Source organism: Shewanella olleyana, from assembly GCF_023283825.1.
Taxonomy (GTDB): Bacteria; Pseudomonadota; Gammaproteobacteria; order Enterobacterales; family Shewanellaceae; genus Shewanella; species Shewanella olleyana.
On record NZ_JAKILD010000009.1, the window covers coordinates 105,889 to 131,401 of the forward strand.

The 25,513-nt window shown below is 41.2% G+C and carries 27 protein-coding genes and 1 pseudogene; 15 read left to right on the forward strand and 13 right to left on the reverse strand.

Annotated elements, in window-relative coordinates; genetic code table 11:
* Nucleotides 1-159: 159 nt before the first annotated feature.
* The 5 genes from L2735_RS08410 to zapE form a co-directional block, all read right to left on the reverse strand.
* Nucleotides 160-1,455 (reverse strand): adenylosuccinate synthase, encoded by a 1,296-nt coding sequence (locus L2735_RS08410; RefSeq protein ID WP_248984267.1) that lies wholly within the window; start codon nt 1,453-1,455, stop codon nt 160-162.
* A gap of 67 nt (nt 1,456-1,522) precedes the next feature.
* Nucleotides 1,523-1,711 (reverse strand): DUF2065 domain-containing protein, encoded by a 189-nt coding sequence (locus L2735_RS08415; protein ID WP_248984268.1) that lies wholly within the window; start codon nt 1,709-1,711, stop codon nt 1,523-1,525.
* A 156-nt stretch (nt 1,712-1,867) separates the two neighbouring features.
* On the reverse strand, nt 1,868-2,260 hold the full coding sequence (gene rpsI, locus L2735_RS08420) for a 30S ribosomal protein S9 (RefSeq protein ID WP_102528011.1): 393 nt from the start codon (nt 2,258-2,260) through the stop codon (nt 1,868-1,870).
* Nucleotides 2,261-2,275: 15 nt separating this feature from the next.
* Complete coding sequence (gene rplM / locus L2735_RS08425) at nt 2,276-2,707, reverse strand: 50S ribosomal protein L13 (RefSeq protein WP_020910899.1); 432 nt, start codon at nt 2,705-2,707, stop codon at nt 2,276-2,278.
* 620 nt (nt 2,708-3,327) lie between these two features.
* Entirely contained in the window at nt 3,328-4,440 is a 1,113-nt protein-coding gene (gene zapE / locus L2735_RS08430) for a cell division protein ZapE (RefSeq protein WP_248984269.1), read from the reverse strand.
* 236 nt (nt 4,441-4,676) lie between these two features.
* On the opposite strand from zapE, the gene L2735_RS08435 reads away from it, so the two are divergent.
* Both L2735_RS08435 and degS read left to right on the forward strand, forming a co-directional pair.
* A complete protein-coding gene (locus L2735_RS08435) occupies nt 4,677-6,029 on the forward strand; it encodes a DegQ family serine endoprotease (protein WP_248984270.1) in 1,353 nt (450 codons plus the stop codon).
* A 118-nt stretch (nt 6,030-6,147) separates the two neighbouring features.
* Nucleotides 6,148-7,230 carry an outer membrane-stress sensor serine endopeptidase DegS gene (gene degS, locus L2735_RS08440; RefSeq protein ID WP_248984271.1) on the forward strand — a complete coding sequence of 361 codons (1,083 nt, stop codon included), beginning with the start codon at nt 6,148-6,150 and terminating at the stop codon, nt 7,228-7,230.
* An 89-nt stretch (nt 7,231-7,319) separates the two neighbouring features.
* On the opposite strand, the gene murA is transcribed toward degS, so the two are convergent.
* From murA to mlaF, 7 genes are read right to left on the reverse strand one after another with little or no spacing between them, the layout of a single operon-like run.
* Nucleotides 7,320-8,579, reverse strand: coding sequence for a UDP-N-acetylglucosamine 1-carboxyvinyltransferase (gene murA / locus L2735_RS08445; protein WP_248984272.1), 1,260 nt, complete (start codon nt 8,577-8,579; stop codon nt 7,320-7,322).
* Between the two features lie 14 nt (nt 8,580-8,593).
* Nucleotides 8,594-8,845 carry a BolA family protein gene (locus tag L2735_RS08450; protein ID WP_248984273.1) on the reverse strand — a complete coding sequence of 84 codons (252 nt, stop codon included), beginning with the start codon at nt 8,843-8,845 and terminating at the stop codon, nt 8,594-8,596.
* Between the two features lie 25 nt (nt 8,846-8,870).
* Nucleotides 8,871-9,167, reverse strand: a complete 297-nt coding sequence (locus L2735_RS08455) for an STAS domain-containing protein (RefSeq protein WP_248984274.1) — start codon at nt 9,165-9,167, stop codon at nt 8,871-8,873.
* Nucleotides 9,164-9,829: an MlaC/ttg2D family ABC transporter substrate-binding protein gene (locus tag L2735_RS08460; protein WP_248984275.1), complete on the reverse strand. Its 666-nt coding sequence runs from the start codon at nt 9,827-9,829 to the stop codon at nt 9,164-9,166. Before L2735_RS08460 ends, L2735_RS08455 begins: the two co-directional genes overlap by 4 nt.
* Before the next feature lie 12 nt (nt 9,830-9,841).
* Nucleotides 9,842-10,312: an outer membrane lipid asymmetry maintenance protein MlaD gene (gene mlaD, locus L2735_RS08465; RefSeq protein ID WP_248984276.1), complete on the reverse strand. Its 471-nt coding sequence runs from the start codon at nt 10,310-10,312 to the stop codon at nt 9,842-9,844.
* A gap of 35 nt (nt 10,313-10,347) precedes the next feature.
* Nucleotides 10,348-11,133, reverse strand: coding sequence for a lipid asymmetry maintenance ABC transporter permease subunit MlaE (gene mlaE / locus L2735_RS08470; protein WP_248984277.1), 786 nt, complete (start codon nt 11,131-11,133; stop codon nt 10,348-10,350).
* Nucleotides 11,120-11,947: a phospholipid ABC transporter ATP-binding protein MlaF gene (gene mlaF, locus L2735_RS08475; protein ID WP_248984278.1), complete on the reverse strand. Its 828-nt coding sequence runs from the start codon at nt 11,945-11,947 to the stop codon at nt 11,120-11,122. Before mlaF ends, mlaE begins: the two co-directional genes overlap by 14 nt.
* Nucleotides 11,948-12,124: 177 nt before the next feature.
* Between mlaF and L2735_RS08480 the strand changes: the two genes are divergently transcribed.
* The 13 genes and pseudogenes from L2735_RS08480 to L2735_RS08540 all read left to right on the forward strand — a co-directional run bounded on the left by L2735_RS08480 (nt 12,125) and on the right by L2735_RS08540 (nt 23,170).
* Nucleotides 12,125-13,087: a calcium/sodium antiporter gene (locus tag L2735_RS08480; protein WP_248984279.1), complete on the forward strand. Its 963-nt coding sequence runs from the start codon at nt 12,125-12,127 to the stop codon at nt 13,085-13,087.
* 68 nt (nt 13,088-13,155) lie between these two features.
* Entirely contained in the window at nt 13,156-14,133 is a 978-nt protein-coding gene (locus L2735_RS08485) for a KpsF/GutQ family sugar-phosphate isomerase (protein ID WP_248984280.1), read from the forward strand.
* 35 nt (nt 14,134-14,168) lie between these two features.
* A complete protein-coding gene (gene kdsC, locus L2735_RS08490; protein ID WP_248984281.1) occupies nt 14,169-14,732 on the forward strand; it encodes a 3-deoxy-manno-octulosonate-8-phosphatase KdsC in 564 nt (187 codons plus the stop codon).
* Complete coding sequence (gene lptC, locus L2735_RS08495) at nt 14,729-15,289, forward strand: LPS export ABC transporter periplasmic protein LptC (RefSeq protein WP_248984282.1); 561 nt, start codon at nt 14,729-14,731, stop codon at nt 15,287-15,289. Before kdsC ends, lptC begins: the two co-directional genes overlap by 4 nt.
* A gap of 34 nt (nt 15,290-15,323) precedes the next feature.
* Nucleotides 15,324-15,830, forward strand: a pseudogene (gene lptA, locus L2735_RS08500) (lipopolysaccharide transport periplasmic protein LptA); the annotation flags it as partial.
* A gap of 233 nt (nt 15,831-16,063) precedes the next feature.
* Nucleotides 16,064-16,795, forward strand: coding sequence for an LPS export ABC transporter ATP-binding protein (gene lptB / locus L2735_RS08505; protein WP_248984283.1), 732 nt, complete (start codon nt 16,064-16,066; stop codon nt 16,793-16,795).
* 181 nt (nt 16,796-16,976) lie between these two features.
* Nucleotides 16,977-18,461 (forward strand): RNA polymerase factor sigma-54, encoded by a 1,485-nt coding sequence (locus L2735_RS08510; protein ID WP_248984284.1) that lies wholly within the window; start codon nt 16,977-16,979, stop codon nt 18,459-18,461.
* Between the two features lie 24 nt (nt 18,462-18,485).
* Nucleotides 18,486-18,773 (forward strand): ribosome hibernation promoting factor, encoded by a 288-nt coding sequence (hpf, locus tag L2735_RS08515; protein ID WP_153915577.1) that lies wholly within the window; start codon nt 18,486-18,488, stop codon nt 18,771-18,773.
* 2 nt (nt 18,774-18,775) lie between these two features.
* On the forward strand, nt 18,776-19,219 hold the full coding sequence (gene ptsN / locus L2735_RS08520; RefSeq protein WP_153915576.1) for a PTS IIA-like nitrogen regulatory protein PtsN: 444 nt from the start codon (nt 18,776-18,778) through the stop codon (nt 19,217-19,219).
* The gene (gene rapZ / locus L2735_RS08525) at nt 19,216-20,061 is read left to right on the forward strand and encodes an RNase adapter RapZ (protein WP_248984285.1); all 846 of its coding nucleotides are present in this window, start codon (nt 19,216-19,218) and stop codon (nt 20,059-20,061) included. The genes ptsN and rapZ overlap by 4 nt, the downstream gene beginning before the upstream one ends.
* 8 nt (nt 20,062-20,069) lie before the next feature.
* The gene (locus L2735_RS08530) at nt 20,070-20,342 is read left to right on the forward strand and encodes an HPr family phosphocarrier protein (RefSeq protein WP_248984323.1); all 273 of its coding nucleotides are present in this window, start codon (nt 20,070-20,072) and stop codon (nt 20,340-20,342) included.
* Between the two features lie 327 nt (nt 20,343-20,669).
* Entirely contained in the window at nt 20,670-22,031 is a 1,362-nt protein-coding gene (gene mgtE, locus L2735_RS08535) for a magnesium transporter (protein WP_248984286.1), read from the forward strand.
* An 881-nt stretch (nt 22,032-22,912) separates the two neighbouring features.
* Nucleotides 22,913-23,170 carry a transposase gene (locus tag L2735_RS08540; RefSeq protein WP_248984287.1) on the forward strand — a complete coding sequence of 86 codons (258 nt, stop codon included), beginning with the start codon at nt 22,913-22,915 and terminating at the stop codon, nt 23,168-23,170.
* Between the two features lie 1,337 nt (nt 23,171-24,507).
* Here the strand turns inward: L2735_RS08540 and L2735_RS08545 are convergent.
* Entirely contained in the window at nt 24,508-25,218 is a 711-nt protein-coding gene (locus tag L2735_RS08545) for a hypothetical protein (RefSeq protein WP_248984288.1), read from the reverse strand.
* Between the last annotated feature and the right edge of the window lie 295 nt (nt 25,219-25,513).

Consider the following 25,513-nt stretch of genomic DNA (forward strand, 5'->3'; position numbering starts at 1 on the left):
ATTATTCAACACAATAGAAAGTGGCAATAAATGTATTAGATAGGATAAAAATGACGAAAGTAACTGGAGGAAAGCAGTGAATGTTCGATTTAAATTTTCAATCTGAAAACGGTTTAACTACACAATAAAAAGGCCGCTAAGTTAGCGGCCTTAATTGTGTTAGTTAAATGGATTAACTAATACGATTGTTTCGTTTCTGTCAGGACCCGTTGAGATAACATCAACAGGAGCTTCAAGTAACTCTTCAATGCGTTTGATGTAATTTAGCGCTGCTTGTGGCAGTTGCTCAATTGACGTCGCACCGAATGTCGTCTCGCTCCAACCTGGCATAGTTTCGAAAACAGGTGTTACCTGCTCGTAACCTTCAGCCGCCAGAGGAGTGACTGTTTCAACAGACCCATCAGGGTACTGGTAACCAACACAAATCTTAACTTCTTCTAGACCATCTAGAACATCAAGTTTGGTTAGACAGAAGCCGCTTACACTGTTGATTTGAACTGCACGGCGCATTGCCACAGCATCTAACCAACCTGGACGACGTTTACGACCAGTGGTAGCACCAAACTCTTGGCCTTTATGACCTAAGTAGTCGCCAATCTCATTCTCAAGTTCAGTTGGGAATGGACCTGCACCTACGCGAGTGGTGTAAGCTTTCATGATACCTAACACATAATCCAAGTGACGAGGACCAAAACCAGAACCAGTAGCTACGCCACCTGCTGTAGTATTTGATGAAGTCACATATGGATATGTACCATGGTCGATATCAAGTAATGTACCTTGAGCACCTTCAAACAAGATTGGCTCACCCGCTTTACGGGCAGTATCAAGTAATTCAGTAACATCAGTACACATGCTCTTAAGATAATCAGCAATCGCCAATGCATCTTCGAGTGTTTTCTGATAATCAACAGCTTCACAATCATAATATTCGGTAAGCATGAAGTTGTGATATTTCATCACTTCTTTTAGCTTAACAGCGAAAAGTTCAGCATTGAACAAATCACCTACACGAAGACCACGACGAGAAATTTTATCTTCATAAGCTGGACCAATACCACGACCCGTTGTACCGATAGCTTGATTACCGCGCGCTTTTTCGCGAGCTACATCAAGAGCACAATGGAAAGGTAGAATTAGAGGACATGCTTCTGAAATAAGAAGACGTTCTTCGACAGGAACACCACGCTCTTTAAGCATGTTGATCTCTTTCATCAAAGCGTCAGGAGCTAGCACTACACCATTACCGATAATGCATTTCACATTGTCGCGTAAGATCCCTGATGGAATCAAATGAAGTACTGTTTTATCGCCGTCGATAACAAGAGTATGACCAGCATTGTGGCCGCCTTGATAACGAACTACATATTTTGCCTGTTCTGTTAAAAGGTCGACAATCTTACCTTTTCCTTCGTCACCCCATTGAGTGCCGAGTACTACTACGTTTTTGCCCATCGTCTGCTGCAAGGTTGCGGTATAAAGGCGAATTTTAACAGATTTTTGGGGGTGTATTGCAAGTATTTTATGCGAAAATTATTAATAGTACTATGCCAGCAGAGACCAGAGAACCACCTAACCTCCTGAGAACATTCTTTTTTTGTACAGAAATCTCGGCTAAATATTTTTTCCACTGCTCAGGAAATAACAAGGGACCAACGCCTTCTAAAACCAAAACCAAACCAATCGCAAACATCAATAGTTGAAAATCCATCATTCAATCCACAATTTTATATTATCCCAACAACAGAAAATAACGACACACAACAAAAGCAACATCATTATCACTTTATATCATAGCCGTATTTCAGTTCAAAAAGGCAATAAAAAACCCAGCATATAGCTGGGTTTTTTGAACTCTGAAAACGAATTAACGTTTTGAGAATTGTGGCTTACGACGTGCTTTACGTAGACCAACTTTCTTACGCTCAACTTTACGAGCATCACGGGTAACGAAACCAGCGCCACGTAAAGAAGGACGTAGAGCTTCGTCTAACTGAAGCAATGCACGAGTAATACCGTGACGAATTGCACCTGCTTGGCCAGTGGTTCCACCGCCTTTAACAGTTACATATATGTCAAGTTTGTCAGTCATTTCAACTAGCTCTAGTGGTTGACGAACAACCATACGAGCAGTTTCACGACCAAAATATACATCAAGTGGACGTTGGTTAACAACGATTTGACCACTACCTGCTTTAGCGAATACGCGAGCAGTTGATGTTTTACGACGGCCAGTGCCGTAGTACTGAGTTGCAGACATTAGCTTACTCCCGTATTAGATATCAAGAACTTGAGGTTGTTGTGCAGCATGGTTATGTTCAGTGCCAGCGTAAACTTTAAGTTTACGGAACATAGCACGGCCCAAAGGACCTTTTGGTAACATACCCTTAACTGCTTTCTCGATAATCATTTCAGGCTTATGATCTTGCAGCTTTTCAAAAGTAATCTGCTTAATACCACCGATGAAACCTGAATGTGAGTAGTAAACTTTGCCTTTAGCTTTGTTACCAGTCACTGTAACTTTATCAGCGTTAATAACGATGATGTAGTCACCAGTGTCAACATGAGGAGTATACTCTGGCTTGTGCTTACCGCGTAAACGAGTAGCAATTTCAGTAGCGATACGACCTAAAGTTTTACCTTCAGCATCAACGACGAACCAGTCACGTGTGACTGTTTCTGGTGTAGCAGTAAATGTAGTCTTCATTTTACAAAAACCCAATGTTTAAAATTCTGTCTCAATGCTGACTGCACATGCAATCAACACAATGACCATTTCAAAGCCCCTTCGAGCTGAAATTGGTTTAAATCGTCCACCCAAATCGGTGGAGTAACGAGGGCAGGTGGCGGATTATAGACAAAGCTGAGTTAAAAATCACCTAATTTTTTCATAAATATAAAAAAATCACCTCTGTGGGTGATTTCTCAATTTATTACTGTTTATAAGCTTAATAAAGGTGCGAGTGACTCAAACATCATGTTCAATTGTTGAACCGATTTATCACCTTCAAATTAGACGCCTCTATATACCCAAACAACCTGAAGATGCTCGATTTCAGCAAGAATTTACACGCGTTTAGGCAAGGCATTGATTGCGGGTAATGGTTATTCCCTTTTCAAAATCAATAACGCAGCATAAACGCGTGTAAAACTTGCCCTCAGGGAGTTTCACCGTGTTCCCACTACGTTGTTGCGCTAATTTATAAGGTACCTACATTACCGCATTAACGCGCCTAGTATTGAATACACGGTGAAGCTCTGAAACACGTATCTTCAAGTTGTTTGGGTATATATGTAGCTCTTTGTAATCTTCTCATCGATTATTGACTAGGGAAGATGCTCTAACGTGAGGTAATCGTGAGATTGCATTTCTATTAGCCTTGAGCGACAACGTCTAAATTCAAAACTCAGTAAACCGTCGGTATAAATATCTTCTAATGAGACTTCTGCTGAAATAATCAGTTTTACATTACGCTCATAAAATTCATCAACCATTGCCAGAAAGCGTCTCGCAATATCATCACCTGTAGTAGAAGACCCCATTTGCTCAAGCCCGCTAACTAATACGGTGTGATATAACCTAGCCACTTCCATATAATCACGCTGCGAACGAGGTCCGTCACACAAGTCTCTAAAGTTCGCTAATAAAACCCCTTGAGACTGCTGACGAATGCCGATTTCACGTCCTTCAATTTCAATAGCGCCAGTTAACACTTCTGACTCTGGTGCTAACTGACCAAAATAAGTGATTAAGTTAGCATCCGCTTGTTCATCTAACGGATAGTGGTATATCTCAGCTTGCTCAAGTGTGCGTAGACGGTAATCAATGCCTGAGTCGACATTTAAGATTTCACAGTGTTCATTGATTAATTTAATCGCAGGCAAAAAACGGGCGCGTTGTAAGCCGTTCTTATATAAGTCATCTGGAATAATGTTGGAGGTCGCGACTAGTGCCACACCTTCTTTAAATAAATATTGAAACAAAGTACCCAGTAACATGGCATCAGTAATGTCAGAGACAAAAAATTCATCAAAACAAATAATCTTGTATTGCTGCGCCATTTTCTTTGCAATGCTAATCAGAGGATCTTGAACCCCTTCCATTTCACCTAGGTCATGATGCAATTGATGCATAAAACGATGAAAGTGAGCACGTAGCTTTTTGTCCGTTGGCAGCGCATCATAAAAGGTATCCATGAGATAGGTCTTACCTCGCCCTACTCCGCCCCATAAATACAACCCTTGTACAGAAGCAGTGGATTGTTTCACACCAATCGCACCAAGGAGTTTGCTAAAGCCAGAAGGTTGAGTATCGGCTGCGATGACTTCTTCATAAACGCGTTGCAGTGATTTGACTGCTTGCTCTTGTGCCAAATCGTGAGCGAAACCATCACGGGTTAAATCTTGTTGATAATGCTGCCAAGGGCTTAACTGCGACACGAATACGACTCTCTTATGCTGCTGAAAATTCGAAGCAATCATAGCATGCAGCTACAATAGAGGTAACGCTTATAGCCACAAAAAATTAACCTTTGTTAATAAACGCTGAACTAATTGAAACTTCATCGACTCCGAGGTTATATATTTAGTGTATGTTTAACTGATTAATCTCATCTAAGGCGGCCGTTCAAGCGTATTGCCAGAGACATGATTTAATTTTCAAGGAGCAAGAATTAATGAAACCAAAATTAACTTTACTCTCAGCAGCTATTTTATCAGCCTCACTTTCTTTAATGCCGGCTTTATCTCAAGCAGCTATTCCCCATGCCGTAGAGGGGCAAGCATTACCAAGTCTTGCGCCCATGCTTGAAAGAACAACACCCGCAGTCGTTTCGGTTGCGGTTAGTGGCACTCAAACTTCAAAACAACAAATTCCAGATGTATTTAAATACTTTTTTGGTCCCAACGTTCCCCGAGAACAAGTGCAAGAACGTCCATTTAGAGGGTTAGGCTCTGGCGTAATCATTGATGCAAAAGAAGGTTACATCGTCACTAATAACCATGTGATTAATGGCGCTGATGAAATTAAAATTGGATTACATGACGGCCGTGAAATCGAAGCCAAATTGATTGGCTCCGATCCTGAATCAGATATTGCATTACTGCAAATTGAAGCTAAAAACTTAACGGCAATTAAACAGACTAACTCTGATGATATTCGTGTCGGTGACTTTGCTGTCGCCATTGGTAATCCATTTGGCCTTGGACAAACCGTAACTTCGGGAATTGTTAGTGCACTTGGTCGCAGCGGCCTTGGCATTGAAATGTTGGAAAACTTTATTCAAACCGATGCAGCGATTAATAGTGGTAACTCTGGCGGTGCACTGGTGAACTTAAATGGTGAACTAATAGGCATCAATACTGCAATCGTTGCCCCAAGTGGCGGTAACGTTGGGATTGGTTTTGCGATTCCAGCCAACATGGTTAATAACCTGATTAACCAGATTATTGAGCATGGCGAAGTCAAACGCGGTGTACTTGGTGTTACAGGACGTGATTTAGACAATGAACTGGCAAAAGCGTTTGGGTTAGAGACGCAACACGGCGGCTTTATTAGTGAAGTCATGCCAGACAGCGCCGCAGATAAGGCTGGATTAGAGGCTGGCGATATTATTGTCAGTGTTAATGGTAAGAAGATTAAAAACTTCCAAGAGCTTAGAGCCAAAGTGGCCACTATGGGCGCTGGCGCTAAAGTTGAAATTGGATTCATTCGAGATGGTGATAAAGAAACCACTGATGTCGTGCTAGGCGAGTCCACCTCAAGTAGCGGCGCGGGTGATGATGCTCTACATCCAATGCTGGAAGGAGCTCAGCTAAACAATACTCGTAAAGGTATCGAAATCACTGACGTTGCCCAAGGTTCACCTGCTGCCAGAAATGGTCTTGAAAAAGGCGATCTCATTGTCGGTTTAAACCGCAGCAAGGTAAATAACTTGAATAAACTTAGAGATGAATTAAAGAACCCTAAAGGCGCTGTGGCGTTAAAGATATTGCGTGATAACAAGCTGATGTATCTAGTATTGAGATAACAGCTTAATAACACTCAAATATTCAAACTGAAATTAAGCATCGTGATTTCTCATCTCGATGCTTAATTTTTTTAATCGTGATAATATATTTTATTAACTTTTCTAAAATAGCCGACCAATGAATTTCAAAAACACTATTCTGTATTTAAGCAAGGCTGTGGTATTTGGTTTGGTCATGGCTGCGGCATTCTTATTCGTTAATTCTATTACCAATAATAATAGCTTCAACAATGGTTTAACTGTTGCCCATCATAGTAATGAATTGTCATTTGCCAGTGCAGTTCGTCGAGCAGCCCCTGCTGTTGTTAATATTTACAGTCTAAGTTTAGATCAAAATAGTCCACTCAATTCAAGCTCACTACAAGGCCTTGGTTCTGGCGTTATAATGAGTAAAGAAGGCTATATTTTGACGAATTATCATGTCATAAAAAAAGCTGATGAAATTGTCGTTGCACTGCAAGATGGTAGAAAGTTTACTTCCGAAGTTGTCGGCTCTGATCAAATCACCGATTTAGCTGTACTTAAAATTGAAATAGTTGGCGATAACGTGCCTATTGTTCCCATTAACCTCAACAATCCAGCTCAAGTCGGCGATGTTGTCTTGGCGATTGGTAACCCATACAACTTAGGTCAAACTATCACCCAAGGGATCATCAGTGCAACAGGCCGCAATGGCTTAAGTTCTGGCTACCTCGACTTCTTGCAAACCGATGCTGCGATTAATGCCGGTAATTCAGGTGGCGCATTAATTGATACTAGTGGTGAGCTAATAGGCATCAATACTGCGGCATTCCAAATCGGCGCCGAAGGTGGTGGACATGGCATTAACTTCGCCATTCCCATTAAACTTGCCCATAGCATTATGGGGAAATTGATTACAAATGGACGTGTTATACGTGGAGCCTTGGGTATTTCTGGTGAGCCACTTAGTCCTGTTATGGCGCAGATCTTAAACTTACCCGATCTTAAAGGCGTACTAGTAACAGGTGTTGACCCAAGTGGCCCTGCAGCTAAAGCAACACTTCGCCCTCGTGATGTTATCATTCAATATGCAGATGAGAGTGTCCCCGGCGTTGAAATGTTAATGGACAGAATCGCAGAAACACCACCAGGCAATAAAGTCAGCATTACTATCATTCGTGAAGGTAAACCAATTGAGCTGCCGGTTGTTATTGGTGAGAAGCTAGCTGAAAATAGCTAACATACTAAGCATGTTTGCTCCCTTTTATCTTAATTCAGACATAAAAAAACCGCTCATAGGAGCGGTTTTTTTAATATTCTTCAAACAGCTTAACTCACACGAACCACTTTACCGCCTAAGCCAGCAAACTTATCTTCGATATGTTCATAACCGCGGTCTAAATGATATATACGATCTACAGTTGTGATCCCATCAGCCATTAAGCCTGCGATGACTAAGCTTGCAGAAGCTCGAAGATCGGTCGCCATGACTTGTGCACCATTCATACGCTCAATGCCCTTAATGATGCAAGTGTTACCCTCAAGCTCCATATCTGCGCCCATACGGCTTAGTTCAGGTACATGCATAAAACGATTTTCGAAAATCGTTTCAGTGACATGACTCGTCCCCTCAGCTAGCGCATTTAGCACACAGAACTGGGCTTGCATATCGGTTGGGAAAGCAGGATAAGGTGCTGTTTTAATATTGACAGCTGTTGGACGTTTGCCCTGCATATCAAGTTCTATCCAGTCATCACCCGTAGTGATTTTCGCCCCTGCATCTTCAAGCTTAGCTAAGACAGCTTCAAGTGAAGAAGGGTCTGCATCAACACAACGAATACTTCCGCGAGTCACTGCTGCTGCAACTAAAAATGAACCAGTTTCGATTCTGTCTGGCATCACTCGGTGTTCACAACCCGATAAACGTTCCACACCTTCAATGTGCAAGGTTGCAGTACCAACGCCTGAAATTTTAGCGCCCATCGCAATTAAGCAATGCGCTAAGTCATTAATTTCAGGTTCACGCGCCGCATTTTCAATAATGGTGACGCCATCAGCAAGTGTTGCAGCCATCAGTAGGTTTTCAGTCGCACCAACGCTGACCATATCCATAAAGATATGAGCGCCTTTAAGGCGACCATCGACTCGAGCTTTGATGTAACCTTCTTTCACTTCAATCTTAGCGCCCATTTGCTCTAAGCCTTGTAAGTGAAGGTTCACTGGACGTGCGCCAATAGCACAACCGCCAGGTAATGAAACATCTGCAGTGCCGAATCGAGCTAATAACGGGCCTAAGATTAAAATAGAGGCACGCATGGTTTTAACTAAGTCATAAGGCGCACAAAACTCATTTAAGTTTTGAGTCGAAATGCAATATTTGCTATCGCCTAACTCGGTGACTTCAGCGCCCAAACAACGTAATAGCTTACACGTGGTATTGACGTCACGAAGGCTCGGAACGTTAGACACGACAAAGTCAGTCTCAGCAAGCACACCTGCAAATAGAATCGGCAAAGCGGCATTTTTGGCACCCGAAATGGTGACATTTCCAGCAAGCGGCTGACTGGCTTGAATTGTTAATTTATCCACACTTACTCTCTGAATTACATATTAAATAGTTTTTCACGCTTCCACTGAGTCGGCGTAAAAGTTTTGATCGTCAGCGCGTGCAACTCACCACTAGCAATGTGCTCATTCAATGGTGCGTAAATCGTTTGTTGTTGCTTGACTTTGCTCATACCGTCAAAACATTCGCCTACGGCAACGACCTTATAATGACTGCCATCAGAAGTGACGTGTACTTCGTCTATAGTTAATGCGTCTAATAAAATTTGCTCGATTACTTTGCAATCCATGGAATTTGCTACCTTAAATTCAATGCTAGTTTTCTAGAAAAAAGGATTCTAAATCATATAACTCAATGAGTCTTTTTAGATGTTCACTCGGATTTACCAATATCCTTGGCTGAGTGTTGCTTTTACTGCAATTACCTAAACATATTAGCTCAAGTAAAAATGCGACGCCTGCGCTGTCGGCATACTCTAAAGCAGACAAGTCTAACACTTGAGTGCTGTCAGTAAACAACTGTTGTCTCTTAGGCCATAAATCTATGACCTCTGCTTGCCTTAGTTGCCCTTTAATTTCACAAATGTCAGCTTTTTGTAAAAACTCAATCACGCAGCATTTTCCTTATCCTGTTTGTAATTGATTTCTTGGTCCGTGCGCTCTTTAAGCATTTCAATCACCGAATCCACCCCTTTCTGACGAATTAAGTTAGAAACTTCAGACTGTTTTGACGCTAATAAACTGACCCCTTCAGCCACCAAATCAAATGCCTTCCAGCTATCATCTTTTAAACGTCTTGCTTTAAATATCACCTTAATCGGTGGGCGACCGTCTTCAATAATTTGCACATTGACATCAACAAACTTCTCATCAGTAAAGTCAGTCGCGGGTGAAAATTGGACTTTTTGATTGGTGTACTCAGTAAAAGCTTGAGCATACGTTGCGACTAAGTACCCCTCAAAAGCTTCAACAAAACGTTCACGTTGCTCTGGAGTCGTATCACGTAAGTATTGCCCCATAACCTTGTAGGCTGCATATTTATAGTCAACGTAGGGCATGAGTTCTTCACGAACAATGACTTTCAAATGGCCTAAATCGGCATCAATCAGAGCTTTATCTGTGTCAAAACGGTCAAAGGTTTTATTGGAAACTTGCTGAACTAATTTGAAAGGATCATGAGTATCAATCTCTTCTGCTGCCACTGTAGAAAAAGTAAATATACTTGCAGCAACAAAAATTAAGGTTTGCATAAACGGTTGTAATAACTTGCTCATATGTCTCTCCTATTAATCCTTTGAAGATACGCTATAAAGTAACTGTCCAATCAAATCTTCTAAAATAAGCGCAGAACGAGTGTCATGTACCCTATCGCCATCAGCTAGCATCGCAATATCATCGTCCATAAAACCTGGGGTTAACCCTAAAAATTGCTCACCTAATAGTCCTGAGGTTAAAATAGATAAACTACTGGTTTCAGGGAATTGATCATATTGTTTATCCATCGTCAACGTGACGACTGGCACTAGCTTTTTCATATCAAGCGTAATGTTAGATACTCGGCCTACCACAACACCACCGACTTTAACCGGCGAGCGCACTTTTAACCCACCGATATTGTTAAACTCGGCCTTTAAAGTATAAGTCTCTTGGTTCGATTTAAGTTCTACATTGGCAACGTTAAACACCAGCACACAGAATGCCAACAACCCTGTTAGCAAAAAGAGTCCTACCAATAATTCTACTTTCCTTGTCAACATATGCTTCAACCACTTAAATTAATGAATGCAAAAAATTACTGACCAAACATGATTGCTGTGAGCAAAAAGTCGAGTGCGAGTACCGCTAAACTTGCTTGAACAACTGTCGATGTCGTTGCCTTACTTATTCCTTCAGGATTAGGCGTCACCTCATAGCCACGATACAAGGCAATCCAAGTCACCACTATGCCAAATATAGTGCTCTTAATTAAACAGTTCACAATATCTTGGCGCCATTCAATTGAAGACTGCAGGATTGACCAAAAAGAACCGCTATCAATGCCTTTCCATTCAACGCCTACCAGATGACCACCTAAAATACCCACAAGACAGAACATCATGGTCAACAAAGGGACGCTGATCACCCCCGCCCAAAAGCGCGGCGCAATAACTTGTCTTAACGGATCAATCGCCATCATCTCTAAACTAGACAGCTGCTCTGTCGATTTCATTAAACCGATTTCAGCAGTCAATGCTGAGCCCGCACGACCTGCAAACAACAATGCCGTCACTACAGGGCCAAGTTCACGTAATAAACTTAGCGCAACCATTGGGCCTAAACTTTCAACTGTGCCAAAATCTGCTAATACCGTATAGCCTTGCAGCGCCAGTACCATGCCGATAAACAGTCCTGATACCACAATGATGACCATGGAGCGAACACCAAGCACATACATTTGTTTAATCAGTAACGGCAAGCCTTTTACAAAGTTGGGCACATTGATAATAGCGCCCCAAAGCATTAACCCTGCGCGGCCTAATCCTGCGACAACGTCTAATGCAGTACGGCCTAAATTGGTAATCTGATTAATTACGCCCACTTAACATCTCCTGTTGGTAATCTTCTGCAGGAAAATGAAATGGAACCGGCCCATCAGGTCTACCATTAATAAATTGTTCAATTTGCGGGTTTTTTGATGCTTGAAGCTCATCAGGCGTTCCTGATGCAATGACTTTCTTTTCTGCAATCACGTAAACATAGTCAGCGATACTCAGCACCGCATCAACATCATGTGAAACCACCACAGAGGTTAAATTTAACGTACTTGAAAGCTCACCAATTAATTTCACCAGCATGCCCATAGAAATAGGGTCTTGGCCTGCAAAAGGTTCGTCATAGAGGATCATTTCAGGTTCAAGGGCGATGGCACGGGCAAGTGCCGCACGGCGCTGCATCCCACCAGATAACTCATTGGGGTTCATTAACGCGGCGCCTCGTAAGCCAACCGCTTGTAGCTTCATCATCACCACTTTACGGATAATGCTTTCAGGTAAGCCAGAATGTTCACGTAGTGCAAATGCGACATTATCAAACACATTCATATCAGTGAATAATGCACCACTTTGAAATAACATGCTCATGCGTTTACGCAGCTCAAATAATTGCTGGCGCTTAAGTTGATGCACATTTTGACCGCTAAATAACACTTCACCGCTATCTGGAGTAAGTTGACCACCAATGAGCTTTAACAAGGTGGTTTTGCCTATCCCACTAGGGCCCATAATTGCTGTCACTTTACCTTTGGGAATATTTAGACAAATATCATCAAAAATGACGCGTGAACCACGACTGAATTTCATATGACGAATTTCAACCAAAGCTGGTGTTATGTTTACTAAACTTGAATCTGACATAGAGGAAATAATAGCCTTCCTGGCCCGTAAGATGTAGAACTGAATTGTACGAAATTGTGTAAGAACCTACAACAAATCAATCACCATGAGTTACAATTCACAACAATTATCGCATCAGCTCATATTTTTGTTAAAATTCTGCACAAATATCGCTATCAACACATTTTTTGGAACAACATGGTTTTTAATATTTTGATGCTAATCGCTGGCTTAGGCGTTTTAGTTTGGAGCGCCGACCGCTTCGTATATGGCGCGGCCGCTTTCGCTCGAAACCTAGGTCTACCGCCAATGTTGATTGGTTTAACGATTGTGGCAATGGGCAGTTCTGCACCAGAAATGTTTGTCGCAGCCACCGCATCGATGGAAGGCATGAGTGATACCGCTGTCGGTAATGTCCTAGGCTCTAACGTTGCCAATATCACTTTAATATTAGGTATAACTGCCTTACTCGGGGCGATTTCAGTCAGTTCACAGACCTTAAAACGTGAAATACCGTTAATGTTAGCCGCTACAGTGCTAGCAGGTTATTTGATCCATGATGGCATGCTCACCCGCGTTGATGGCGGCATTTTATTGGTCGCCTTTTTGGGATTAATGGGCTTCTTTATATGGCAAGCCATGAGAAATAAACAAATTGATCCATTATCTGACGAATCTGATGCAGAGATCCCTAAAAATGTACCCACATTACATGCTATTATCTGGATAATTGTAGGCATGATACTGTTACCGCTTTCAGCTGACTGGATGGTGACTGGCGCTGTCGGCATTGCCAAGACATTTGGACTGTCGGATTTAGTCATTGGTTTAACTATCATTGCTGTTGGAACAAGCTTACCAGAGCTCGCAGCTTGTATTGCAGGGGTACTTAAAAAAGAAGATGACCTCGCCATTGGTAACATTGTCGGGTCGAACTTATTTAATATTTTAGCGGTGTTGGCGATCCCAGGGCTGATAGCCCCTGGTGAAATAGATGCCCAAGCAAGTAGCCGTGATTTTTACATGGTGCTTGGTACCAGTACTGCACTAGTTGTTTTAGTATTATCCAGTGGCGCTAAAAAGCAGCTTACTCGCTGGCATGGCGCCATTTTATTAGTCGTCTTTATTGCGTACCAGATTGTCTTATTTCAATCTCAATAACGGGGCATAAAGACTTTTACCTCACCAAAGCTATTATTTAATTAGCTTTGGAACAGAGTGAGAGAGCTATGATAGATCAGAAACAATTGCGTCAATGGGGCCGTCAAGTCATTGATATTGAAAAGTCAGCTTTAGATAATCTATATCAATACGTTGACTCCGATGCATTTGGACAAGCTTGTGAACTTATTTTGCAATGTAAAGGTAAAGTGATTGTCATGGGTATGGGGAAATCAGGCCATATCGGCAATAAGATTTCTGCCACTCTTGCAAGCACAGGAACACCTGCGTTTTTTGTTCACCCTGGTGAAGCAAGCCATGGTGACTTAGGCGCATTGGATAAAAACGATATTATTCTCGCCATTTCAAACTCTGGCGAATCCAGTGAAATCCTCACCTTACTACCTGTGATTCAGCGCATGGGCGTACCCGTGATTGCCATAACAGGCAAACCTGAATCCAATATGGCGCGCTTATCTAAACTGCACCTTTGTATTGAAGTACCTGAAGAAGCTTGCCCATTAGGATTGGCACCTACATCAAGTACCACTGCGACACTGGTGATGGGTGATGCATTAGCGGTAGCATTGCTTCAAGCCAAAGGGTTCACCCGTGATGACTTTGCACTATCGCACCCTGGCGGCTCTTTAGGCCGTAAATTATTGTTAAAAGTGTCAGATGTTATGCATCAAGGCAATGATGTCCCACAAGTTAATAGCAAGGTTTGTATTACCGAGTCGTTATACGAAATCTCTAATAAAGGTTTAGGTATGACCGCTGTCACTGATGACAGTGGCAAACTCGTCGGTATCTTTACAGATGGCGATTTACGCCGAGTTATTGATGCAGAAAAAAATCTTCGTACTACAGCTATTGCTGATGTCATGTCGCCTAACTGTATAACAATTAGTGCCGATATTTTAGCAGCACAAGCGCTACAAATTATGGATGAGAAAAGCATTAACGGCTTAATTGTTGTTGATGGTAACCAACAACCTGTTGGCGCACTTAATATGCTAGACATGGTCAAAGCAGGAGTTATTTAATATGCTAGACATGGTCAAAGCAGGAGTTATTTAATATGTCAGAAGCACAAGTTCATCAAGGTTTATACGGCCCAGTTAGTGATGATGTATGGCAACGAGCTAAAAAAATTAAACTCCTTATCTGTGATGTCGACGGCGTATTTTCTGATGGCCGCATCTACTTAAGTAATGCAGGTGAAGAGCTTAAAGCATTTCATACCCGTGATGGTTATGGCGTACGTTCAATATTAACCAGTGGCATTAATGTTGCCGTGATCACAGGGCGTAAGTCAGCCATTGTAGAAAACCGCATGACCGCCTTAGGCGTAAGTCATATTTATCAGGGCGTAGACGATAAACTTACACCATTTAAAGACTTATTGAGCATTTATAATGTCACTGCTGATGAAGTTGCTTACATTGGTGATGATATGGTCGATTTACCCGTTATGAAAGAGGTAGGGTTAGCGGTTTGTGTTGCCGACGGTCACCCATTTGTAAAGCGCCATTGCCAAATGATTACCAGTATCAATGGCGGTAATGGTGCATTAAGAGAATTAACTGATTTACTATTAGTTAGCCAAGACAAGTTTGAATCGGCCCACGGAATGAGTATATGAGCCGCACCACACTCGCCATTTTAGCGTTTTTTGGTGCTGCATTAGTTTTGTACTGGCAAGTGCAAGTCAAACGCAGCCAGATAGAAGCAACCAAGCTTCCTGATCCTGCGCGCCCAGAGTTTATTGCCAACGATTTACGTAGCACCGAATTTAATGCCCAAGGTTTAGTACAAAGCCGTGTTTCAGCAAAACATATGGAGCACTTTCAGCAAACCAATGAAACCTTATTCACTGAACCAGTTTATTTGGTGTATCCAGAAAATGGTGAAGCTGAGTGGCAATTAACTGCTGATTTAGGCAAGCTTAATAAAGAGACTGGCAAAGTCGTGCTGCAAAATAATGTTATTATTGATGCAATAAACATCAATGAACCAGTACAATCTTTGACAACTACTATGCTAGCACTGGATTTGAACACCATGATCATGACATCTGATCGACAAATTTATGTGACTGGTCAAGATTTTAATATACAAGGCTTAGGCCTTTATGCTGATTTAAATGCCGAAGAATTAGAGCTTTTAAGTCAAGTAGAAGGAACGTATGAAGCAAAGTAACAACCTTACTGACTCACTACATCATCTTGCAAAGATGAGTCTAGTTGGAATAAGCCTAATTGGAATGACTAGCGTTAGCGCTAAAGAAGGCGATTTACAACAAGAGCTTAAAGTCGCCGCTGTAAGCCAAAAAGCAGACATTAAAAACAACCAAGTTATTTTCTTTGGGCCAGTAAATGTCACCCAAGGTACAATCAATATAAATGCCGACCAATTACGTGCATTTAGTGAAGAGTCCGGAAGCCAAAAAACCATGGTTGCTACTGGTAGCCCTGCCACTTTTTCTCAAGAATTGGACGATGGCCGTATTGGTACAGCGAGTGCCAATGAAATTAGATATGAACTTGCCACCAGTATTTTAACCTTAAAAGGTAACGCTAAACTTGATCAAGCGGGTAGCCAAGTTACAGGCAACTTAATTAGCTACAACATTGATAAACAACAGCTTATTGCAGAAAGCACTGGTAATGGTCAAGATCGTGTTATTACTATTTTTCAACCTGAAAACCACTCAGGTTTAAATGACTCTAAAGATAACTCAACTCAAATTGAAGATGTTCTAGTCGAGCCTAATGAGCCTGCGGTCGAACTAGAAGAGTCAGAAAACCAAATACAAGATCAAGCCACTTCAGCCAATGGTGAAGCTGAAACGGTTAAAGATGCAGTGATTGATGCGCAAGCTGATATGCCTGCAATTGAAGAGCCTGTATTAAATAAAAATATCCCTGCTACTGATGCATTACCTATCACACCAGCGCTAGAGCAAACTCAATAATGACGCAAATTACCTTAACTGCAGAAAACTTGGCGAAGAGCTACAAAAGCCGCCAAGTCGTTAAAAACGTAAGTTTGACAGTTAAAACAGGTCAAATCGTTGGGCTTTTGGGTCCTAATGGTGCAGGTAAAACCACCACGTTTTACATGGTTGTTGGGCTAGTGAAAAGTGATAAAGGCCGTATTTTAATTGATTCAGACGATCTTACAGCAGATCCAATGCATTTACGGGCTCGCAAAGGCATTGGATATTTACCTCAAGAAGCCAGTATTTTTCGTAAGCTGACCGTCCACGATAACATCATGGCCGTTTTACAAACCCGTAAAAGCTTAACGACTGAACAACGTATAGAAGAGCTAGAGCACTTATTAGAAGAGTTCAATATTACTCATATCCGCGATAGCCAAGGTATGGCTTTGTCAGGTGGTGAACGTCGACGTGTCGAAATCGCCAGAGCATTAGCCGCCAACCCTAAGTTCATTTTACTCGATGAACCTTTTGCTGGGGTAGATCCTATCTCCGTGATAGATATCAAGAAAATTATTCAACAATTAAAAAGTCGTGGTTTAGGCGTGTTAATTACTGACCACAATGTTCGTGAAACACTTGATGTATGTGAGCATGCGTATATTGTCAGTCACGGCGATTTAATCGCTGAAGGCACGCCTGCTGAAATCTTAGACAATCAGCAAGTCAGGTCAGTATACTTAGGTGAGCAATTCAAGCTATAGTTAGCATTCTTTAGTGCACTATATGGCATTTCGCGACCAGTATCAGTCCCACTTTTTAGCGCTATGTTCTAGACTCAACTTAAGCCAAGGTTCAGCTTAAGCCTAGAAGCAGTTTAAAAAGGTGCTAGACCCACAAAATTGTTAGTCGCGATGATGAAATTCAATTAGGGATAAGCGGTAAATGAAAGCCTCACTCCAACTTAAAATGGGTCAACACCTGACAATGACCCCTCAGTTGCAACAAGCCATTCGCTTATTGCAACTTTCCTCATTGGAGCTCCAGCAAGAAATTCAACAAGCACTAGACTCAAATCCACTCCTTGAGCTCGAAGATGAGTTTGCTAAAGCAAAAGAACCTGTAAAAGAGAACGCCCAGCAAACCGATACTGATTTTAGTGACAACAGCCAAGTTACCGTTGAAAAAGACACCTCAACGGTGGATACCACAGAATCATTGACCAAAGAGTCAATGCCTGAAGATCTTCCTATGGACACCACATGGGATGAAGTTTATACCGCCTCTCCTAGCTCAGGCTCTGGCGCAGTTGCTCGTGATGACGATATGCCCTTTCAAGGTGAAACCACCGAAGGCCTATATGAACATCTTGAGTGGCAAAAAAACCTTACCCCATTTTCAGAAAATGATTTGGTCATCGCAACTGCCATTATCGATGCAGTAGATGAACGTGGTTATTTAACTCAAACCACCGAAGATATTTTACAAGCTTTAGGTCTTGAAGATATTGAGCTCGACGAAGTTGAAGCCGTACTCAAACGAGTTCAGCATTTTGATCCTGTAGGCGTTGCAGCAAGAGATTTAAGTGAATGCTTAATGATCCAACTCGGGCAATACCCTGATGAGATCCCTTGCATCGACAATGTAAAATTGCTCATCGGTGAACACCTTGATTTAATTGCTGGCCGCGACTTTAGATTATTAATGCGTAAAACCAAGCTTAAAGAAGATGATTTACGCGAAGCTATTCAATTTATTCAAACGCTTAACCCGCGTCCGGGCTTACAAATTACGCCAATTAAAGATGAATATGTCATTCCTGATGTGACAGTGTTTAAAAAGAGTGGTCGTTGGGTCGTTGAATTAAATCCAGATAACATGCCTAAAATTGGTGTTAATCAGCAATATGCAGCTATGGCGAAAGGTTCTGCAAATCAGTCAGACAGCCAGTTTATTCGCGGCCATTTACAAGAAGCCAAATGGTTTATAAAAAGTATTGAAAGCCGCAACGAAACCTTATTAAAAGTGGCTAATTGCATTGTGCAATTCCAGCAAGGTTTCTTTGAGTTTGGTGAAGAAGCCATGAAACCAATGGTACTTAATGACATTGCAGAAGCCGTTGAGATGCATGAGTCGACTATTTCGCGTGTTACCACCCAAAAATACATGCACACCCCTCGCGGACTTTTTGAACTAAAATATTTCTTCTCTAGCCATGTTAGTACTGATGATGGTGGAGAATGTTCTTCTACTGCAATTCGAGCCTTTATTAAAAAGCTTGTTGCAGCAGAAAACCAGCAAAAGCCACTTAGCGATAGTAAAATGGCGACGCTATTGGCAGAACAAGGGATTAATGTTGCTCGGCGTACAATCGCCAAATATCGTGAAGCAATGCTCATCCCTCCCTCAAACCAACGCAAAAGCTTGTAAGCCTTTGTTATTGGAGGATGATATATGCAAATTAACTTGACTGGGCACCATGTAGAAATTACTCAATCTTTACGAGAGTACGTACAAACTAAGTTTTCAAAGCTTGAACGACACTTCGAACAGATCAATAATGTTCATGTTGTGCTCAATGTTCAGAAGCTGCAACAAATTGCTGAAGCAAAATTACACCTCAAAGGAGGTGAAGTTTTTGCCATATCACAGAACGCAGATATGTATGTCGCAATTGACGCCCTGATAGACAAATTAGATCGTCAGGTAATTAAACACAAAGAGAAGTTAACTAAGCACTAACGATGGAACTTCGCACAATTCTGCAACCGGCGTGCACGACCTGCGCCACGCCGGGCAGTAAAAAAAAGGTATTGGAACTCATCAGCAATTTAATGGCTGCCCAATACCCAACCTTGTCATCACAGGCTATTTTTGAAAGTTTAATAGCCCGTGAGAAAATGGGTAGTACAGGTATAGGAAATGGCATTGCAATTCCGCATGGTCGATTAACTGATATCGAAGAACCGATAGCAATTTTGATCAAGTGTGAAGAAGGCATTGAGTTTGATGCTATCGACAAGAAACCCGTGGATATTTTATTTGCGCTGCTTGTTCCTTCAGATCAATGCCAACAGCATTTAAGTACGCTGTCGAGTATGGCTGAAAAACTGAGCGATAAATTAATCCTTAAGCGACTTCGAAAGAGTCATGACGCTACAGAACTTTATCAGGTTATTACTGCATGAAACTTGTCATCGTATCAGGACGATCAGGCTCAGGTAAATCCATTGCACTAAGGGTACTCGAAGATTTAGGTTATTATTGTGTTGATAACCTTCCTCTGCCTCTTATTGGTAGTTTACTTGAACAGCTCAAAGGTAATAACGAGCTTGTCGCCATCAGTGTCGACGTTCGTAATATCGAAGAGCAAGGCAAAGTGCTTCAAGAGCAAATCGCCTTACTATCTGACGATACGACCATCATTAGTTTATTCCTAAACTCCAATGATCAAGTTTTGCTTAAACGCTACAGTGAAACCCGCCGGTTACATCCGCTGTCTAAAAATCAAATCTCACTGCAAGAAGCCATTCAGCTTGAAGGTCGATTACTCGAACCAATAGCTAAAATGGTCGATCACTATATCGATACCTCTCAATTAACTATTTACGACTTGAGCGATCAAGTTAGACAAATATTAATGGGCAGTGTCGATAAAGAACTAGTGATCCACTTTGAATCTTTTGGCTTCAAACATGGTATGCCCGCAGAAGCTGACTTCATGTTCGACGTGCGCTTTTTACCAAACCCGCATTGGGAAATGGAATTAAGACCTTTAACAGGGCTTGATAAGCCAGTTCAAGACTTTTTAGGCAGACAACCTTTAGTTAATAAGTTCATTTGGCAAATTGAAAACCTATTTGAAACTTGGATGCCTCACCTTGAACGCAACAACCGCAGCTACTTAACCATCGCTATTGGTTGTACAGGTGGCCAGCATCGTTCAGTGTATATCGCCGATCAACTGACCAAACGCTTCAATAACAGCAAACATCAAGTCAGTGCCCGTCATAGAGAGCTTGATAAGTGAGCCAGCCTTTGAGCTTTTCTAAAGATATCACCATCAGTAACAAACTTGGTCTTCACGCCCGCGCAGCGACCAAACTTGCTATTCTAGCCACTGAATTCGAAGCAAGCATTACGCTTATCCAAGGTGAAAAACAGGCAAGCGCTGCCAGCGTTTTAGGTTTGTTAATGCTAGAAAGCGGTATTGGAAAAGTGATTACCGTAGAAGCACAAGGCCCTGATGCTCAGCAAGCATTAGATGCTGTGTGTAAATTGATCAATGATAAGTTTGACGAAGAAAGCTAACTCTTTTTGTTTGTATGCGCCGAGTATAATGATTGAATCTACAGCGGAGTTCCATTTCCACAACCAACAATCACCCGCTTCCCACGTCCTTTTCTTGTATAAATAAACCCAAATAACATCAACGTTAATGTTTCTAGGTTACACATCCAACTTGTTCTTGCAGTTAATTCTCTTCAAATTTGTTTTGTTCGCTATACTCATTAAAGTCTAACAAAAACCAATAAAACGCTTAATTTTTATGCAGTAACTTAGCGAGTAATAGAAACTGCTTCTCCCTTTCCACCCTGTTAAGTTAATATTGGCAATCGAATTTTTGAGGAGTGGCGAATGGGTATCGAAGTAATCGACAGCGAACTTACCGAACAACGCCTAAATCAGCTGACTCAAGCATTGGGCAGCGGTATGTTTGTCCATGTAAGAAACATGCTACATGATATGGCAGCATCAGATGTCGCCCTCATCCTTGAATCTTCTCCCCCTAAAACCCGCCAAGTGTTATGGCAGCTCATCGACCAAGAACAAGCCGGTGAAATTTTAGAAGAATTGGGTGAAGAGTTAAAAGATTCACTCATCAGCGGTATGACTCCTGAAAAAGTCGCTCAAGCAACTTCAGGCATGGACACCGATGACTTAGCTTATATCTTAAGAAGCCTTCCTGATGCGGTATACAAAAAAGTACTGCAATCAATGAGTAGCCAAGATCGTCATCGCGTCGAGCAAGCGCTCTCATATCCAGACGACACCGCTGGCAGTATCATGAATACCGATACAGTCACGCTCAGACCTGACGTTAATATTGATGTGGTACTTCGCTACCTTCGCCAGCGCGGTAATTTGCCTGACACCACAGATACCTTATATGTGGTAGATAAAAACGACCATGTACTCGGTGGTGTTCGATTAGCTGACTTGCTGACCTGTAATCCAAGTGAAACCATCCGTACCATCATGGATCCTGAGCTTGAAAGTATCCCCGTGGATATGCCCGACAATGAAGTAGCACAATTATTCGAACGCCATGACTGGATTTCTGCACCTGTTGTTGATGAAGAGCAAAAGCTGCTAGGACGTATCACCATTGATGATGTCGTTGATGTTATTCGTGAAGACGCCGAACACTCCATGATGGGGATGGCAGGTATGGATGATGACGAGGACACCTTCGGCCCAGTCATGAAAAGTACCGTCAGGCGTTCTCTATGGCTGACCATCAACTTATTTGCAGCTCTTCTTGCTGCATCAGTCAGTAATATGTTTGAGGGCACCTTAGAGCAGTTTGCAACTATTGCGATTTTAATGACAATTGTACCTAGCATGGGTGGCGTCGCAGGTAACCAAACCTTAGCATTGGTTATTCGTGGTATTGCATTAGGTCATATCGGCCAGAGTAACTCTCGCTGGCTTATCGGCAAGGAATTAGCCATTGGTTTCCTCAATGGTATTATGTGGTCGGTGCTGGTATTTTTTGCGGTATGGTTATGGAAAGATGACATGGCATTAGGTGGCCTCATTGGCGGCGCTATGCTGATCAACATGACAGTTGCAGGTTTAGCAGGCGCTAGCATTCCACTTATTCTCAAAAAGCTTAACATCGATCCTGCACTTGCGGGTGGAATGGTGCTGACAACGGTTACCGATGTAATAGGCTTGTTCGCTTTCTTAGGCCTAGCAACTATTTTCCTTATGTAAGCTGATTTGTCCTAATGTAATCCTTCATGCGCTTATGTCGCTACCATCAAATAAAAGCGACTTAAACCGCTCTGAAAAACTAAAAAATCCATGAACCTATCAAAGTTCATGGATTTTTTATTTGTAGTAAGCATTCGTAATGAATATCTGTAAATAGCAGCTGTAGTTAGCATCTGTAATTAGCACCTGCAGTTAGCATTTGTAATTAGCACCTGAAATTAGCATTTGTAATTAGCACCTGAAATTAGTCACTTTAAAACAAGCCACTACTTCCTATAAATCATCCAGCTCAATCAACTGCGACTTGTTTTCATCCGTTTAAGTCCGGTTACAAGTACCTTCAAATTTCTGACACATAGTTAGGATAAAATCATGGCTAAACTCATTGGTTAATATCTTTTACCAATTTAACTAAGATTTGCACCAAAAAAGAACTATCGCACCATTGTGGATCAACTCCATTTTTTAGAGTTAACACTTTAAAAAATTAAGTTATTGTTAATATTGAATAAAATATTTATTTTAAAATTGGCACAAGTATTCCATATAGATATATACCACCTTAGGGGTAGATTGATAATTGACCAATTTAGAGTAAATAGGACCTGTTTTATAACAGCAGATTAAAAGCAAAGAGTATGATGAAGGAGATAAGCATGAATCATTTAAAAGTCATTTTTGAGCAATGCCAGTATCAATGGAACTTCTTTAATCACCTCGGCTATAGCTGTTGGGATGTTGATAACAACATCAATAAAAAATAGTTCTTAATTACTTGGTTTATTTAATAACCTTTAAAGTTGATTTTGATTGTTAGCCGACATAAGCAGCGATTAAAAAGACAAATATTAGCAGTAATAAGCAGAGCAGTAGGTAGCGTTATGACAGCACTAAACAGAATATATTCAAGCGAACTTAAGCAGCAAGTGATCAAAGAAGTGCAGCAAGATAATCGTTTAATTTCAGATGTTGCTAAACGGTACAGTGTGTCAGCTAAAACCATTTACCAATGGGTAAGAAAAAAAGAGACCAAGCCTGCATCTAATGTGAACAAAAGTGCCATTACATCAGAAATAGCTCATTTACAACGTAAGTTGTCTCAGCTTAACCAGCAACTCGTTGCGATTAATGGTAATTAAAGAATTTAAAAGGTGAACTCAATTTACAAATTGGTTCACTAGCGGTTCAGACAAGATAAGTCGTGTTAACTTTCTACCCCCATCGGAAGTTAAGCAATCAAGAAATTTTTGATATCGGCTTTCTTGTCAATTTTATAATGAAGATTTGAATAAGTAAGTTTGTTATTTACCTCAAATCATCATTAGCGGTTCAGGCAAGATAAGTCGCTTTAGCTTTCGGCCCCCATCGGAAGTTAAGCAATCAAGAAATTTTTGATATCGGCTTTCTTGTCAATTTTATAATGAAGATTTGAATAAATAAGTTTGTTATTTACCTCAAATCATCATTAGCGGTTCAGGCAAGATAAGTCGCTTTAGCTTTCGGCCCCCATCGGAAGTTAAGCAATCAAGAAATTTTTGATAGCGTCTTTCTTGTCAATTTTATAGTGAAGATTTGAGCAGTTAAGTAAGTAGTTTGTCTCAACTCATCATTAGCGGTTCAGGCAAGATAAGTCGCTTTAGCTTTCGTCCCCCAGCGAGAGTTAAGCAGTCAAGTTAGTTATTGATAGCGATTTTTCTTGTCAATTTTATGGTGAAGGTTTGAACAAGTAGGTGAGTGATTTGTTCAAATTATCATTAGCGGTTCAGGCAAGATAAGTCGTTTTAGCTTTCGGCCCCCATCGGAAGTTAAGCAGTCAAGATAGTTATTGATAGCGATTTTTCTTGTCAATTTTATAGTGAAGGTTTGAACAAGTAGGTGAGTGATTTGTTCAAATTATCATTAGCGGTTCAGGCAAGACTAGTCGCTTTAACTTTCGTCCCCCATCGAGAGTTAAGCAGTCAAGTTAGTTATTGATAGCGATTTTTCTTGTCAATTTTATTGTGACTCATTGGCCACTAAGTTAAGCGAGTTGGTCCGAAAGTCATAAGCAGTTCCGGCAAGATAGGTTGTTTTAAAATTAATTTTCGGTCCCCAGCGAAACTTAATGAAATCACAACTCTTCTTGTCAACTTATTAGGCTGAACTTAATGGTATAGGCATTAAGTTCATGCTTAACGTGTTACGACAAACTTACTTGACTTCTCATAGGCGAAAAGCGTTTGGGAAGGATAATAAAATATAAGTACAAGTAAGTTTGTCAGTTCATTCTTAATAATTGCTGTTGTTACCCCCATAAAACAACTGCGGCTATTTTGAAGTACGTTACAGGGAATAAAAATAATAATATGTAACGATAAAATGTCGGAAGACAATGCAACAACAAAAGCCCTAATGAAATGGATTCATTAGGGCTTTTACCTTTCTAGATTGGCGTTTGAGATCGTTTTTAAATAACGTTTACAACTGTGACTTATAACTATGGCTTAGCTTCTAGAGCAAAATACCGCTCTGTAGACCAATCAAAGTAATACTCTTTACCATCCCACTCATAAAGCGTTTGCCCATCGCGTTGTATCACTCGAGCATTTTCAGGTAACTGAGTCAGTCCTTTAGCATATTGAATACTGGTTGTTGTCCGTTTAGGTGGCTCAACTTGGGTCACAGGCTCAACATAATTAGATCTCGGGGCTGAATTGTTCATATATTGATTGCGATAGTGGCGATCGTAATAATCGTATCGATATGGATAACGCCAACCATTTCCCCATCTGCTACTTCCCCAACCACCATAGCCCCAGCGGTTATGCCAACGATTGTTCCAGCCACTACTCCAACCGATCCCCACACTAGGCCCCCAGTAGTTGTTATAATCTACTCCCCATCTAACTGATGAACCTGAATGACGGGTATATCGATCGCTTCCATGTCGACCTGACGAATATGAGCCAGAGTGCTGTTGCTTCTCACCTGCAGTTAAATTAGCTATTTGATGAGTGCTATACACTTCAGCATTAAGGCTCGGGGCATAAACGCCAAGTAGAGTCGTCGCTAGCAAAATCACTGGCAGAGGGTGGCCTAATTGTTGAAGCTTGCAGCCATTCTCTTCGCGACCAAATGATACGAATAAACTGGAGACATACTCGAAGAGTTGAAGATGAAAAGGATTTCGATGAACTAATGCTTTCATAGAATCACTCCTTGGTAAAACTATCATTATTTACTTATGGTACTTGCTCATGGCTAATGACTTTTAGTTAATTGCAAATAGCCAAATGCCAATAGTAACGGGTTGATAGTAATGTGCTAATACTTAATTGCTAATACTTAATTGCTAATACTTACTTGATAATAGTTAGGTGCTTAGACTGTTTAACTAGAGTCAAAAAGCAAAACTAAAGATACTGATAAACGTCGCTCATTTCAGTTTACCTCAAAATGCTGCTTAACAAATAATCTTGGCTTAACCCAATATTATAAAAATG